Origin of the sequence: Psychrobacter sp. 1Y10, from assembly GCF_052259005.1 — a bacterium.
GTDB lineage: Bacteria > Pseudomonadota > Gammaproteobacteria > Pseudomonadales > Moraxellaceae > Psychrobacter > Psychrobacter saeujeotis.
Genome location: NZ_JBQQES010000005.1, coordinates 98,361 through 112,882 on the forward strand (window position 1 = coordinate 98,361; position 14,522 = coordinate 112,882).

General features: G+C 40.6%; 14 protein-coding genes. 6 read left to right on the forward strand and 8 right to left on the reverse strand.

Translation table 11 applies throughout. The features are described 5' to 3' along the window. Positions 1–323: 323 nt before the first annotated feature. Positions 324–1,466, reverse strand: a complete 1,143-nt coding sequence (gene rodA, locus ACTXGH_RS08265) for a rod shape-determining protein RodA (protein WP_439261547.1) — start codon at positions 1,464–1,466, stop codon at positions 324–326. A gap of 323 nt (positions 1,467–1,789) precedes the next feature. On the opposite strand from rodA, the gene ACTXGH_RS08270 reads away from it, so the two are divergent. Beyond that, entirely contained in the window at positions 1,790–2,698 is a 909-nt protein-coding gene (locus ACTXGH_RS08270) for a D-Ala-D-Ala carboxypeptidase family metallohydrolase (protein WP_443561730.1), read from the forward strand. Positions 2,699–3,003: 305 nt separating this feature from the next. Further along, complete coding sequence (locus ACTXGH_RS08275; RefSeq protein WP_439261545.1) at positions 3,004–3,489, forward strand: hypothetical protein; 486 nt, start codon at positions 3,004–3,006, stop codon at positions 3,487–3,489. A gap of 51 nt (positions 3,490–3,540) precedes the next feature. Here ACTXGH_RS08275 and ACTXGH_RS08280 read toward each other — a convergent pair whose 3' ends face one another. From ACTXGH_RS08280 to ACTXGH_RS08295, 4 genes are all read right to left on the reverse strand, one after another. Continuing rightward, on the reverse strand, positions 3,541–5,097 hold the full coding sequence (locus tag ACTXGH_RS08280) for a M16 family metallopeptidase (RefSeq protein WP_439296277.1): 1,557 nt from the start codon (positions 5,095–5,097) through the stop codon (positions 3,541–3,543). A gap of 94 nt (positions 5,098–5,191) precedes the next feature. Beyond that, positions 5,192–6,664, reverse strand: coding sequence for a M16 family metallopeptidase (locus ACTXGH_RS08285; RefSeq protein WP_439296276.1), 1,473 nt, complete (start codon positions 6,662–6,664; stop codon positions 5,192–5,194). A 95-nt stretch (positions 6,665–6,759) separates the two neighbouring features. Beyond that, positions 6,760–6,960 (reverse strand): hypothetical protein, encoded by a 201-nt coding sequence (locus ACTXGH_RS08290; protein WP_439261542.1) that lies wholly within the window; start codon positions 6,958–6,960, stop codon positions 6,760–6,762. A gap of 84 nt (positions 6,961–7,044) precedes the next feature. Then, complete coding sequence (locus tag ACTXGH_RS08295) at positions 7,045–7,266, reverse strand: hypothetical protein (RefSeq protein ID WP_439261541.1); 222 nt, start codon at positions 7,264–7,266, stop codon at positions 7,045–7,047. 784 nt (positions 7,267–8,050) lie between these two features. Between ACTXGH_RS08295 and ftsY the strand changes: the two genes are divergently transcribed. Both ftsY and ACTXGH_RS08305 read left to right on the forward strand, forming a co-directional pair. Then, positions 8,051–9,019: a signal recognition particle-docking protein FtsY gene (gene ftsY / locus ACTXGH_RS08300; RefSeq protein ID WP_439261641.1), complete on the forward strand. Its 969-nt coding sequence runs from the start codon at positions 8,051–8,053 to the stop codon at positions 9,017–9,019. Positions 9,020–9,070: 51 nt separating this feature from the next. After that, on the forward strand, positions 9,071–9,643 hold the full coding sequence (locus ACTXGH_RS08305) for a methylated-DNA--[protein]-cysteine S-methyltransferase (RefSeq protein WP_439296275.1): 573 nt from the start codon (positions 9,071–9,073) through the stop codon (positions 9,641–9,643). Positions 9,644–9,759: 116 nt separating this feature from the next. On the opposite strand, the gene ACTXGH_RS08310 is transcribed toward ACTXGH_RS08305, so the two are convergent. Beyond that, complete coding sequence (locus ACTXGH_RS08310; RefSeq protein ID WP_439261539.1) at positions 9,760–10,509, reverse strand: YebC/PmpR family DNA-binding transcriptional regulator; 750 nt, start codon at positions 10,507–10,509, stop codon at positions 9,760–9,762. A gap of 350 nt (positions 10,510–10,859) precedes the next feature. Here ACTXGH_RS08310 and ACTXGH_RS08315 point away from each other — a divergent pair, with 350 nt between their 5' ends. Beyond that, on the forward strand, positions 10,860–11,690 hold the full coding sequence (locus ACTXGH_RS08315) for an ion transporter (RefSeq protein ID WP_299220185.1): 831 nt from the start codon (positions 10,860–10,862) through the stop codon (positions 11,688–11,690). A 27-nt stretch (positions 11,691–11,717) separates the two neighbouring features. Here the strand turns inward: ACTXGH_RS08315 and ACTXGH_RS08320 are convergent, their stop codons facing one another. After that, a complete protein-coding gene (locus tag ACTXGH_RS08320; RefSeq protein WP_439296274.1) occupies positions 11,718–13,019 on the reverse strand; it encodes an ABC1 kinase family protein in 1,302 nt (433 codons plus the stop codon). 142 nt (positions 13,020–13,161) lie between these two features. Then, a complete protein-coding gene (aroQ, locus tag ACTXGH_RS08325; protein WP_439296273.1) occupies positions 13,162–13,713 on the reverse strand; it encodes a type II 3-dehydroquinate dehydratase in 552 nt (183 codons plus the stop codon). Positions 13,714–14,207: 494 nt separating this feature from the next. Here aroQ and ACTXGH_RS08330 point away from each other — a divergent pair, with 494 nt between their 5' ends. Next, positions 14,208–14,423 (forward strand): cold-shock protein, encoded by a 216-nt coding sequence (locus ACTXGH_RS08330; protein ID WP_058368907.1) that lies wholly within the window; start codon positions 14,208–14,210, stop codon positions 14,421–14,423. Positions 14,424–14,522: the final 99 nt, after the last annotated feature.

The window sequence follows — 14,522 nt, forward strand, 5'->3', positions numbered from 1 at the left end:
TACAAAATTCGTTTGTATTCATTTATACGAATTTTATTATTTATAATATGTTTTTCTATATGCTATATATTGAATATATAATTAATCATTTATAAAATTTTTATTATGTATGCCAGGGCTTATTATTTTTTATAGACTTTTTTTGATTTTAAGTTGTACCTTCCCAACAGTTATTTAAAATTGCAGCCGACAACGTATCTTTTTACCTATAATATTTAGGATAAGCTGTATGTACTAGTTGGTTTAAGCAATAAAAATCTGCTACATGATTTTATGAGCAGATTTTGTATCGTATTATAGGATGATGAACTTTGTTTGAGTGTTTATTCAGCTTTGTGGGTATGGATGGACATTAAAAGACCAAATCCTCCCATTAATGTTACGATTGCAGTACCACCATAACTGATAAAGGGTAGAGGGACGCCCACTACCGGCAGAATACCTCCTACCATACCGACGTTGACGAATACATACACGAAAAATGACATGGCGATAGCGCCAGCCAATAGGCGACTATAAATATCAGGTTGCGTAAGAGCAATATAGAGTGCACGTATCAATAAGCACGCATATATTAGCATCAGTAATATGACGCCAAATAGACCAAATTCTTCTGAAAAGGCTGCAATAATAAAATCAGTATGACCTTCAGGCAAGAAATGGAGTTGTGATTGTGTACCTTCTAAGTAGCCTTTACCTGATAACCCGCCAGAACCTATGGCCGTCTTTGACTGAATGATATTCCAGCCGGCTCCTTGAACATCGGCTTCAGGGTTTAGCAATGTTAATACGCGTGTACGCTGATAGTCATGTAATAAAAAATTCCAAGCGATAGCGATGAGAGGTACGGCTAGGATGGCTGCAGCTGAAATCAGTCGCCAAGATAGACCTGCCAAAAATAAAACAAAGAGCCCGCTCGCGGCAACCAGCAAAGAGGTACCAAGGTCTGGCTCTTTTGCAATGAGTATGACTGGCACAATAATAATGCCCAAGGTAATTAAAATACTGGAAAATGATGGTGGCAAATCTCGTTTGGACAAAAACCATGCACACATCATTGGCATACCAAGCTTCATAAACTCTGATGGCTGAACGCTACCAAATCCTGGTAAATTGATCCAGCGCTGTGCTCCCATTCGTACTTCACCAATAATCTCAACCAATACCAGTAGTATCAGTCCCATGACATAAAATACAGGCGTCAATGTACGATAGAGGCTAGGCGGTACTTGAGCCATAATGAACATAACTGTAAAAGCCACGCCATAGCTGACCGTCTGCCTCAAAACCATACCAACGTCTTGAGTTGAAGCACTATATAAGATAGTTAACCCAATACAGCAGATAAGTAGTAACAGTATCGTTAGCCATGGGTCTATATGAATATGTTGCCACAGCGTTCGTTCATGACGTTGACCGAAATGATGGCTTTGGCGAGAAAAGCGGTACTGTGGGTTAAATGACATAGGCGAAAATGACTGTAATCATGGAAGGTGTATGGAAAGGACTGGTTTGTAAGTGCTTATTATATAGCGGTAAAAGAGTAATCTAATCATCAAACATGACAATGGCAGCGGTAAATAGCCAAATTATTCACTATTATTAGGAGCGATAGTTTAGCTTGCTTGCGTAAAATTTGATAGTATCGATAAAATATTTGTTGATGATAACGACCTACATGACTCACGTAAATAATAAGCTTGATAATTTTGTCCATAAATCTGTATGTAAACAGACCGAAATTTTTACTTCTCAAAAAGCCATCCCTCCTACAATACTAAAACCCTATATGACATCAATTATAAAACCCTTAGTTATATTTATTTTTTGTAGTAGCAGTGTTGTTGGCCATGCTGCGATTTTGAATGATAGCGAACGACGTATTCAAGTACGTCATAGCAGCAGTAATGCTTATATTGCACCTTCTGCCAGTACCAGTAGTCGAGCGACTGTACTGGGTGGCGATAGTATGCAGGGTTTAATCGAACAAAAACAACGCGAATATGAGCTTGATACCAAGCTATCGATCGAAGAGAACAAACGGATGAATGTTAATACTCGTCGTCCAAATTATAATACATCAAACATTAGAAAAGTGACTTATAGTCCTAAATACAATACAGCCAGTAATACTTATAATAGTATGATCAATATGGACTTTGATAGCTGGTTAAATAGCAATAGTTTTCGCGCGCAAGAGGTTGCCAATTATCATCGTTACCTGAGCGCACAGATTGGTGCTCAAAACGTACCGCCACTTAAAGAGCTGCTCACTACTGCTCGTAGTTGGGATAAATGTGGCTATGAACCTTATCAGCTACCGCCGCAAGAGCTGTGGTCAAATATCGTTCCTACTTTGAGACTTTATGCCAATCTAAAGAATCAGGGTATCTTACCTGCAAGTAGTAAAATACGCTCGGTATATCGTAGTCCAGGACTTAATGGTTGTGCAGGTGGTGCAAACAGTAGTAAACATATGACCGCAGGTGCTATAGATATTTGGGTGCCTGAATACGAGAATGATCTTTGGCAGTTAAGTAGTTTACAAGACAATTTATGCCAGTATTGGCAATATCAAGGTCAATCACACAACTTTGGACTGGGGTTATATTCAACCGGTGCAATTCATTTAGATACGCAAGGTTATCGAAAGTGGGGCTTTAATCATACTAGTAGTAGCTCATCATGTCGCTATTAAACACAAACAATATTGTGACTTAAAGGATAAAATACGGTAAAACTTACAATCTTAAATGTTTTAAGTATGATGACCCTGTCAAACAGGATTCGAGCGCGAGATAAGTGTCATATTATCGTGTGATTGAACCTTTAATCACTAAAAGCTGGTAACTTAGTCTCAAATAATGCTTTAATATTGATAAATAATTGTCCATATTTTATACAGTTTCTTGTTAAAAGACAGAAAACTCAGGTTTGACACAAGCAGGTTTTATGAAGTGTTTCCGGTCTATAATATCAAATGCCTACCGTACTCAATCAAATATGTCATATCTAGCCCTGATTGTTGTTACAGTATCAATTGTACTCTTTAGTTATTCTTGTAGTCCAAAACTATCTGTCGATAGTCAAGCTAATACTGCAACAAACACGCAAAAACAGCTTGAAGCAGCAAACATCGAAGATAACATTACCAACTCTTATGCAAGGCTGGCGGCTCAGCGTGCAGATATCTGCCCCAAACTGCTACAAAAAGACATGAATAGTAATGATATCGAGCGCGTAGCCGAAGTGATGGTCAATGATTACTGCGACTATTTTTTATATCTAAATACGGGGCAGCGTCTCGATGTCAATGTCGACAATAGACAAATAGAGGCACTACTGATTGTACCTACTTTACATAATTTTGCTAATGGGGAGTATGAAGTGGCATCTTATGATAAGCATGTGATTCGGTTAGCTTATAATGGCGCTACCTATAAGCCTAAACACTTGAGCTATGATGTGGCGATAACGGTTACGGACTAAATATCCGTAACACGGTTTCTGATCTTCTATTAATAATTTTTGCTAAAAACGCTACTCAGCATGCATTTCTTTGTTCTTCCAAGGATCATCCTGCCCAACTGTCACGATTAAGAATTTGTCTGGTTCAAGAGTATTGCGCAAAGTCTGGTTAACCCCTGATAGCTTTACATTGTCAATACGCGTTATATAGTCTGTCAGATAGTTATCTGGCAGTTGATAAAAATTCATCATTCCTAGCAAGCCATTAATCCCCGCATTACTTGCAAAGCCCATTGGGAAGCTATTCTTCATATTGTCCGTGGTCAGACGCATCTCATTACTAGTAATCCCACTATCTAACGTATCATCAATGACTGCTAGGCTTGCATCAATGGCGTCACGAGCCTTGTCATTGCGTGTTGAAAAACCTATCTGATAAGGACCACGAGCCAGCATTGGATTCATAGAGCCAGATATACCATAGGTATAACCGAGGTTTTGACGAATCTCTGTCATTAAGCGCGCATTAAAATTACCACCTGCTAATACTTCGTTGCCTACTGCAAAGTTGGTTTGTTGTTGCTGCGCTTGTGAATCGGTAGCGCGCTTATTACCTAATTGGCCCATCAATACTGTGGTTTGGGTGCTAGGAAAAGGGATATGGATATGCTGTGCTTGGGTGAGGGGTTTTGGCTCGGCTAAAGTGTCCGCTGCCACACCTTTAGGTAAATTAGCAGTAATGTCTTCAGCGAGTTTTTTAGCTTGAGCAAGCGTCAAGTTACCAGTCATTGCTAAGGATGCATTGGCAGCGACAAGGTAGCGGTTTTGAAAATCAGTCAGATCTTTTTTCTCGATGTTGGGCACAGTCTCAAGTGTACCCGATGAAGGATGGGCATACGGATGGCTGCCATATAAAGCTTCATCAAAAGCAAGACTGGCAAGGCTATTAGGATCTTGTTTTTGCTGTTGCAGGCCGACTAGTAGACGTGCTTTGTTACGCGCTAAAATTGATTGTTTAAAATTTGGCTTGGTTAGTATTTGCGTCATCAGATTAACGGCTGGTAAAAGATGCTCGTCATCAGAGAGGCTACGTAATGAGACGATAAACATATCTTTATAAGCACTACTATTTAACTGAATCCCTAATGTCTCAACCGCTCGTGTAAAGTCATCTTCATTCAAGCTCTCAGTGCCTTGTGTGAGCATCGTAGCGGTCATATTGGCAATGCCAAAACCGTTCGAGCGTATATTAGCATCGCGTGCGCTACCTGCGTTAAAACGCAAATCAATATCAACGATAGGTAGCGTGGTTGCGCGTACAAATGATACGGGTACGCCAGCTGTCGTTTTAAAATGTTCGATAGTGGGTACAGTCACTTGTAACGGTTTGACGTTGTTAAGACTAGTCAGCTTAGACAGAGCAGCAATGGGCGCGTTTGCATCGACTGCAGCAGCAGGCTCACGATATTCTTCGGCGCTGACTGAGTCTGCATAAGCTGGAGTGATAAACGCAGTTAATCCTACTACGATGCTGGCACTAAGATAAGACTTACGAGTAGGTTTAGACTTTTTTATATCTTTATGTTGAGGCGTTTTTTTTATAATGGGTATCGAGGTTTTCTGAGTCATATTTGTCTTCTTATAATGTTCTTAAATAACGAGTTTCTTAAAAATGGAGTGAAGTACAATCTTGTTCCCCGCACTGAGTTTTGATTATTGATGATCAATTATTTGCTTGAGCCTTGCTTATCTTAGCTTTATCCATTTTTTCTTTAGGTGGCACGATATGCATGACAGTTAGGTTATCCTTTACAAGATACTTTTTACTAGCAGCTTGAATATCAGCGACGCTCACACCATCGAGCTTGGCAGGTAAGCTTGCCAGCAATCTGTCATCAAGCCCGATAGATTGCAGCGAACCTATCATGCGTGCTTGGCCTTGCATACTGTCTTGCGCATAGACTAAGCCCGTAACGGTGTTGGTTTTGGCACGACTGATTTCATCGGCATTGATAGGATCAGTGGCGAGTTTATTAATTTCAGCCGTAATAGCATCCTGTGCTTGCGTTAAGGTCACGCCCTCACGCGGAGTCGCCTGTATTAAAAACAGTCCATCACCGCGATCAAGCAGATCATAAGAAGTTCCGACACTAGTGAGTAAACCCTGCTCGCGTATGAGTCGGCTTTCTAAACGCGCCGATAGACCACCATCTAAGACATCTTGGGCAAGTGATAGCGCATAAGCTTGCTTTTCATTATCCGCGCCAACGGTTGTTAGGCTAGGGACGTTGTAACCCATTAATAATACGGGCACTTGTACTGCCTGCTCAGAGTCAACCTTTTTATAACCACGGAAGCCTTGCTGCTTTACCTCAGGACGTGTTGGTAATTTGCTGGCAGGTAAGTCACCGAAGTAGCGTTTGACTTGTGCCAACACCTCCTTTGGTTTAACGTCACCCACGATAACTAAGGTTGCATTATTAGGTGCATACCAAGTTTTATACCAATCTTTCAATTCTGCTAGTTCAATCGATTTAAGCTCGCTCATCGGTCCGATAACAGACGCACCTTTAGGACTATCAGGTAAGGCTAATAGGCGAAATGATTCGTAAGCTTTGGCAAGTGGATTGTCGTCAGTACGCTGGCGGCGCTCTTCCATAACTACTTGATGCTCTTTAGCAAAAGCTTGGTCGTCAAAGACCAAGTTGGTCATCCGATCTGCTTCTAATTCTAAGGCTAAAGGCATTCTATTGGCTGGGAATAGCTCATAGTAGCCAGTGTAATCGTAGCTGGTAAAAGCGTTATTAACGCCGCCAAACTTAGCAATCAAGCGTTCATAGTCATCACTTGATACATTCGCTGTCCCTTTAAACATCATGTGTTCAAGCAGATGTGAGATGCCGCCTTTGTTTAACGGCTCATCTGCCGAGCCAACTCGATACCAGATCTGCGTCATCACCACTGGCGCACGATGATCTTCTTTAACGATGATTTTTAGCCCATTTTCTAACTGATATTCATGCCGACCTGACATATCGATAGCCAAATCTGAGCTCGCGGCTGGCTTAGCAATTACTGTGTCAGACGTAGCTGTTTGCTGGAAGTTACTGGTTTGACATGCAGTCAAGGTAGTAGCAAGCGCTAAGGAACAGGCAATACGCAACGAGATAGCAGATAACGATGAAGACAAGGACATAGGGTTTTCTACTTATAAAACAGTGAATGATAGATTTGGAATAAAAATGAAGAAAAAGTATAAACGATCAAAAGCCAAGCATTAGGTACTGTGTACTATAGTGTTTTGTGTCCACCAACGATAACGCTGGCGGTTGGTTTAAATGCTTGCGTCGTACTACAACCTACGGCTGATAACAGTAGTATAGAGATAATTAATGCATATCCCATGTTGACAATAAGTGCCAAATGAAAAGGTTTTTTAGCAGAATTATTTTTAGTTTTATGAGTTGGTATGAATGTTACTGTTGATGACATAAGTATTCCTAATATTCTAAAACCCAGTTTGTATAAAGAATGCTCTTGTAAATTTATCTTTAATCTTAGTATAGCGTTACAAATTTACAAAATCTTCTTTAGATCATTAATCAAGTCAGCCGTTGGCTCTAATGCTTGCAAAGATGCGCAGCCGACTGTTGAGAAAGATAGTATTGCGACCAAAGATAGAGCTGGCCAATTGGCTTTTTTATTGTCGAAAGCATGTTTAGAGTCAGACTCTAATAAATATTTGCGCTGCGGCAAAGATGCATATTGTGAGATGCCAGTTTGCTTTAAAGGTGGCATAGCAGCTCCTATTCAATAAATAAAAAGATTGGATGAGTAAAAAATAGCTCAAAACAGATAAGTATAAGCTTGACTGTAGCGAAACCTACGTTTGGTAAAGTCAGATTTATGTGTCTAAACCTTAACCAAATTTTATAATAACTCTACTATTACTGTATCATTCGCTATCATGCTCCGCGCTAAGCGCTACTTGAATTATGCTAAACTAGCACAAGAATGAAGCTTTCGTTTTGATGATATTAGATATACTGATGTCAATTTACACCATTATTCATTACAAAATAAATATATTACTGACATTATTAACCTTTAGGGCAAGCTTATGAATAATCCAAATAATGCCAATCGCGTGGTCATCAACCTTGATGGTAGCCTTGATGATTTAGATGACGATGATATTACCTTACCAAGTCTGCCGACGCAATCAGTCCCCATTATTGATGAGCCTGACGGCGTTATTGAAGCTGATAGTCAAAACCACAAAGGCAGTCAGACGTCAAGTGCAGACACAGTAGGTGTAGAGGCAGCAGAACAAATAGCGTTAGGTGCACCGATTATAATGCCTGAGGCGCAGCATACGGGTGATGATGCATTAGTTAGCAATGACCAAATCGAAAACAAGATTAATCCTACTGCTATACCAAAGATGCCGCTACAAGAGCAGTGGACGGATACTGCTAGCCAGCATCTACCAGCTGACACTAAACAAACCAACACTGACGATGCTGTAAGACAAGCTGCACCAAGTACTTCTCAGGCACTGGCTGACGATGATGCAAACCAAATGGATCAGCTACAAGAAGACGAGACGCAAGGTCGCCAAAAAGGAAGCTGGTTTAACCGCATGAAGTCGGGACTTAGTAAATCACGTAAAAACCTTGCAGAAGGTATGGTGAGCATACTTATTGGTGGCAAAGAGATCGATGATGAGCTGTTGGAAGAGGTAGAGGACCAGCTATTAGTCGCCGATATTGGTGTCAATGCGACTAACCGTATTATCAAGAGTTTAACTGAGCAAACAACGCGTGGCGATTTGATTTATGCGCATTCATTATATAAAGCACTGCAAAGTGAGCTCGTTGATATCTTAACGCCAAAAGTTGCGCCATTGGTTGTCGATACGAGCAAAAAACCATTTGTTATTTTGGTTGTGGGTGTTAATGGTGTGGGGAAAACAACCACTATTGGTAAGCTTGCCAAGCGCTTACAAGGCGAGGGTAAGTCAGTTATGTTGGCGGCTGGTGACACTTTCCGCGCTGCCGCCACTGAACAGCTACAAATCTGGGGTGAGCGTAACAGCATTCCGGTTGTGGCTCAAGGCCATGGTTCTGACAGCGCTTCTGTTATCTTTGATGCCATGCAATCTGCAAAAGCCAAAAACATTGATGTATTGATAGCTGACACTGCCGGACGTTTGCAAAACAAAACGCATCTGATGGCAGAGCTTGAAAAAGTAGTACGTGTCATGCGTAAAGCGGATCCAAGTGCGCCCCATGAGGGAATGATCGTTCTTGATGCGGGTACAGGTCAAAACGCCATTAACCAAGTGGAGCTGTTTAATAAGGTAGTGCCGCTGACAGGCATCACTATTACTAAGTTAGATGGTACTGCTAAAGGTGGCGTGGTGTTTAACATTGCCGAAACCACTGATGTACCGATTCGTTATATTGGGGTTGGCGAATCAATCGATGATTTGCGTGCCTTTAGTCCAAAGCAGTTTGTCGCAGCACTTTTTGATACAAATGACAGCTAAGCCTTTTTGCAGTTTTGGTATTATTTTACTGGCACTAAGCTGGAGACAGTTATGATAGTCACTACAGCACGACTTGATCAATATCAACTCATTCTAATGGCTGGTGCCAGTAAAGATAATACGCCCAAGCTTACTGAAGTTAATTGGCTTATGGAGGGTCAATCGTGGCGTCACTCCAAATCATCTGCCAAGCTTAAAAAACATTACCAGCTTAACGATGATGACTTTATATTTATAGACAAAAATGACTTGAGCAGTAGTGATGCTACTCAAGCTTTATTACTAGCAGCTATCGACCAGCTTTATGAGTATGCCAATGGCAAACGCCACACTTTTGACTTGCCATTAGACATCTCTTTGGGTACTCAGTTTCAGCAAAAAGTATGGCATGCATTACAAGGTATCAATCATGGCGAAACCATCAGCTATGCCGCACTGGCAAAGCGCGTTGGTAATCCTAAGGGCTTTCGTGCGGTCGCTAATGCTAATGGTAAAAACCCTTTTAGTATTATTGTTCCTTGTCACCGAGTGATTGCTAGTGATGGCAAGTTAGGTGGGTATACTGGTGGAGTAGATAAGAAGCGATATCTACTTGAGCTTGAAGAATTGACAGGTAAAGTTTAGTTTTGACACTCATGATAGAAGGTGGCTAAATGCAAAGAAGCCAAACGTTCTACAACGTTTGGCTTCTTTGTGTTAGATATGCCGTCCTAAAGGTAGGTTTAGATGACGAATAAAAACTATTGCTCTAGCTGAGCCATGACATCAGCAGAGAAGTTTACGTTGCTATAAACCTCTTGTACATCATCTATATCTTCTAACATATCAATCATTTTCATGACTTTTTCGGCATCATCGACATTGTCTATTTCAGCAATGGTGGATGGCGACATGGTCACCTCAGCATTGTCAGAGACCAATCCAGCTGCATTAAGGGCATCTTTGACTTGGCCGAAATTGTCTACATCGGTAATAACGAGTAGTGATGTTCCGTCATTTTCAATATCAAGAGCGCCTGCATCTAGTGCAGTGAGCATGACTTCATCTTCTAAGCTTACGTCATTAAAAGTGATTTCACCGCGCTTAGTAAATAAATAAGCAACTGAACCTGAAGTACCCAAATTACCATCGAATTTGGTAAAGGCATGACGTACTTCACTGACGGTACGATTGACATTGTCAGTCATCGTCTCGACCAATACAGCGACACCGCCCACACCATAGCCTTCATAGCTAATCTCATCCATATTTTCGGTATCGCCGCCACCTGTGCCGCGATCAACCGCGCGATTAATGGTATCGCGGGTCATATTGACCGATAAGCCTTTTTCTATAGCGGCGCGAAGACGTGGGTTTTTGTCAGGATCAGGATCTCCTTGCTTAGCGGCGGAAACGATTTCACGAATAACTTTGGTAAATACTTTACCTCTTACTGCATCCTGACGGGCCTTGCGATGTTTGATGTTTGCCCATTTTGAATGACCTGCCATAGTATGTCCTTAAGTGCTATATGCTTTTTAGTATGATATCAATGTGAGTCATACCTATTATATATACTGCGTTATAACCAAGTTTACATGTTTTAGTACATACCAATCTCAGCATAACTAAGCGCTGCATTTACTGTTGTGATGTTATAAGCTTACGCTGACATTAGCAATTTGTATGTTGTTGAGCGCTATTTTTTGCTACACTGTGGCATCTTACACGTTGCAACAATGGCTATAAGCGATCAATATTATAGACCAATTTTGCGTATTTTGACTAATTTGCGCTTATTCATCACACTTTAAATCATGAAGTGCTACCCAGCCATTGATTTTATGAAGCCACTGACTCTATGAAGCAACCAACCGCTGAAGCTATTACTCATTTGCGTAACCGCATTCACATTATTATTGAAGGCACAGATACTCGTTTGGGTAAGCTCTTTGATATTGTATTGTTGATTGCAATTTTGGCCAGTGTCGCCGTAGTAATGCTTGATAGTGTGTTATATATGCGCTTGCAGTATGGCACACTGTTTTTTTATGCAGAATGGTTTTTTACCATTTTATTTACGATTGAGTATAGTCTCAGGCTATTTTCGGCCCCCAATCGACTTCGGTATGTTTTTAGTTTCTTTGGTATAGTAGATTTATTGTCTGTACTGCCAAGCTATCTAAGTTTAATTTTTGTAGGGGTACAATACCTGCTGGTAATACGCATCTTACGTATTTTGCGTATTTTTCGTGTGCTTAAGCTCAAAGCCTACATGCAGCAGGCAGGTTTTTTGGCCTCTGCACTCAAAACCAGCCAGCAAAAAATCACCGTGTTTTTCTTGTCACTTGTCCTGCTAGTGACCATCTTTGGTTCGGTTATTTATGTGGTAGAAGGACCGGAGAATGGCTTTACAAGCATTCCATTATCTATCTATTGGGCAGTTGTTACCATGACCACAGTAGGTTACGGGGACATCTCGCCAAAGACACCGCTGGGTCAAGCAATTGCGACCATGGTCATGATTACAGGTTATTCGATCATCGCAGTACCAACGGGTATCTTTACATCAGAGCTGGCACGTAACATGCGACCACAGCTTAATCCTATTACTTGCCCTAATTGTGGAAAGTTTGGTCATGCCGTTGGCGCCACATTTTGCGATCGTTGTGGGCATGCGCTGCATGTCTAAACGTCTTTGATGCTACTATTGTATTTTTTATAGTTCAATGTATTCATCAACCAAAGATGAGAGATCGATTTCAACACCAAGGTTCACCAAATTCCAATATTGTCCTGACACAGTACGATCAAGCATCATTGTCGTTGCAGAAGGCTGAAACTGACCAAAGTATTTTAGGGACGTGCGCATTTGAGTGATGGCTTCATGATGCACCTGACTACTAGAAAAATCAAAAGCGTCTTGTTGATAAGGCAAAATAGATAAAGGTTTAAGACCAATAGCAAGCCACTCTTGGTAGAATTCGCCAGGAATGTCCGTATCATCAGTCCGGCGTATTCCTAGCGCAACCAAGTCCTGTTCAAGAGCAGTCACATCGGCTTTTATAGCATGCTTAGCAAACCGTCGAAATAACTGTACTTCGTTATCGCTATAGCTGCGAATACCACCAAAATCATAAGCGACTACGCTACCATCAGTCCGAAAAGCAAAATTACCTGGATGAGGATCACAGTGCATTCGGTATAAACCAAATAGCTGACCTGCGGTAAAATGAAACAATCTTTCTGCTATTTTTTGCTTGATATCATTGTCCCAGGTCGCAGCTACCGTCAAATTTTCTCCCATCTCTTCTGTCAAGGTCAAAATTCGTTTGGAAGAATGGCTGCCTATGACTTTGGGTATTATAAGACCTTTATCTTCGGCGTGAAATGCACCAAATACCCGTAAGTTATGCGCCTCTTTAGTATAATCAAGCTCATCATATAGGCTTTGCCGTATCTCACTAAATAGCTTATCTTGTAGCTCGCGGCTCATATTAAGCACACCAGCAATTTTTAGCGCCACACGTACTTGTTTTAGGTCACTGTCACAATTTTCATCCACATCGGGATATTGAACTTTTACCACGACCTTTTGGCCAGAGGGTAGAATGGCTTTATGTACTTGACCGATAGAAGCAGCTGCAAAAGGGGTTTCTTCAAATTCATCAAACAGCTCATCAATGGGCGCTTTAAGCTCGCGCTCTACTTGTGCGCGTATCTGTGCATACTGCATGGGTGGAGCATCTTTTTGTAGTTTTTCAAGCGCAGTTGCCACTTCTGGTGGAAATACATCTTTGTATTGCGAAGCGATTTGTCCCACTTTCATGACAGCGCCTTTCATCTCGCCAAGGGTCTCAGCGATTTGAACACCCACATCTTGCATCAGTGCCGAGCGTGCCTCCAAACGTTTTTCTTCGTCACTAGAGAGATGCTTTAGTGAGTTTTTAGCGGCCTTTCCCGCAATACTTGCAGTCATACCAGCAAGTTTCATAAAGCGTTTTCCGGACGATTTTGCCATTCATATCACCGTATATTATTTTTTTGGTTTTTGTCCAAAAATTAAGAGTTGTTCTAAGAACAAGCCATGTTTGATGCAATTTTCCTACCAATAAAACATTTCATACCAAAACCAAGTTGGCGTTTTTTGACAATGTGTCTCACTAAGACTCATTTGCAGTAGGTAATAGTGCAGTATTATTCAGATCAATACCGTATAAATTTATCAACCAGTAATCGAGTGCCATCTGATAACCTAAGTGACCTAAACCACATATTACTCCCATTGCCACATCGCTCAAGTAAGAATGATGCCGAAAAGATTCACGAGTATGAACGTTTGAAAGATGCACTTCTATGAACGGCTTTTGGGTAGCCAGTAAGGCGTCGCGGATAGCAACTGATGTATGAGTGAATGCAGCTGGATTAATAATAATAGCATCTACTTGTAAGCTTACATCTGTCAATAATCCGTGTTGTTGAATAGCATCAACGAGCTGACCCTCATGATTGGACTGAACGCAAATAAGTTCAACGTCATGACATGCTGCTCGCGCCGCCAGACATTTTTCGATATCGATAAGTGTGGTATGGCCATAAATTTCAGGTTCACGTTTACCTAGTAGATTTAGGTTCACCCCATTGAGAAGTAGTATTCTACGTGTTTGTAAACTGTCCGTTTTTGCGCTCGTAGCTGATAAAGAGGGGGCACTCATAAGTTTCTCTGTGGATTAAAATGAATGTAGTGTTGGGCACTTGTAGTACAAATAAAAAAACTGCTATGTTAGATATGGGACTTTATCACAATAGCTCAATCATAAGTTTATAAAAAATTACATAGAAAGCTTACCTAAATAGCAAAAACCATGTTAAATGACTTTGTGTTGCTAAAAACACATGCTATGATATTTTTAAGTAGTAAGTCTTACAACTTTGTTGCTCTCGTCTTTAAAGCAGTTCTAAAGATCAATTATCTATAGACGATGACGCAGTATCGTTACTAGGCATATTAGGATATAACAATTTCATCTGAGAAAACGTTTTTATTATTTAATAAAAATAAGTGTCCTGATATATTTTAAGTGTAATTTTTGAATAACCTTATTTAAATTGTTGTTAGTTAAATAAGTGATTTCATAATCTTAGACCCCGTTTACATGCAATGCTGCAAAGGAAGTTGGGGCTAGGTGTAATTTTAGGAAGCAATATTATGTCAGATCGTGAGCAAGGTGTCGTTAAGTGGTTTAATGATTCAAAAGGCTTTGGTTTTATTCAACGCAATAGTGGTGAAGATATTTTTGTTCATTTTCGAGCGATTCAAGGTGATGGTTATCGCTCTTTAAAAGATGGCGAAAAAGTCGAATTCAATGTGGTTGAAGGCCAAAAAGGTCTACAAGCTGAAGAAGTTAGAAAAGTGGAAGACTGATCCGTCTATTATATCAGTTTAGGTTTAATAGTTTTATTGACTACTGATATACTACTGAGTCAAGCCTGTCTAAATTATCGATATTGCAATATTGATATG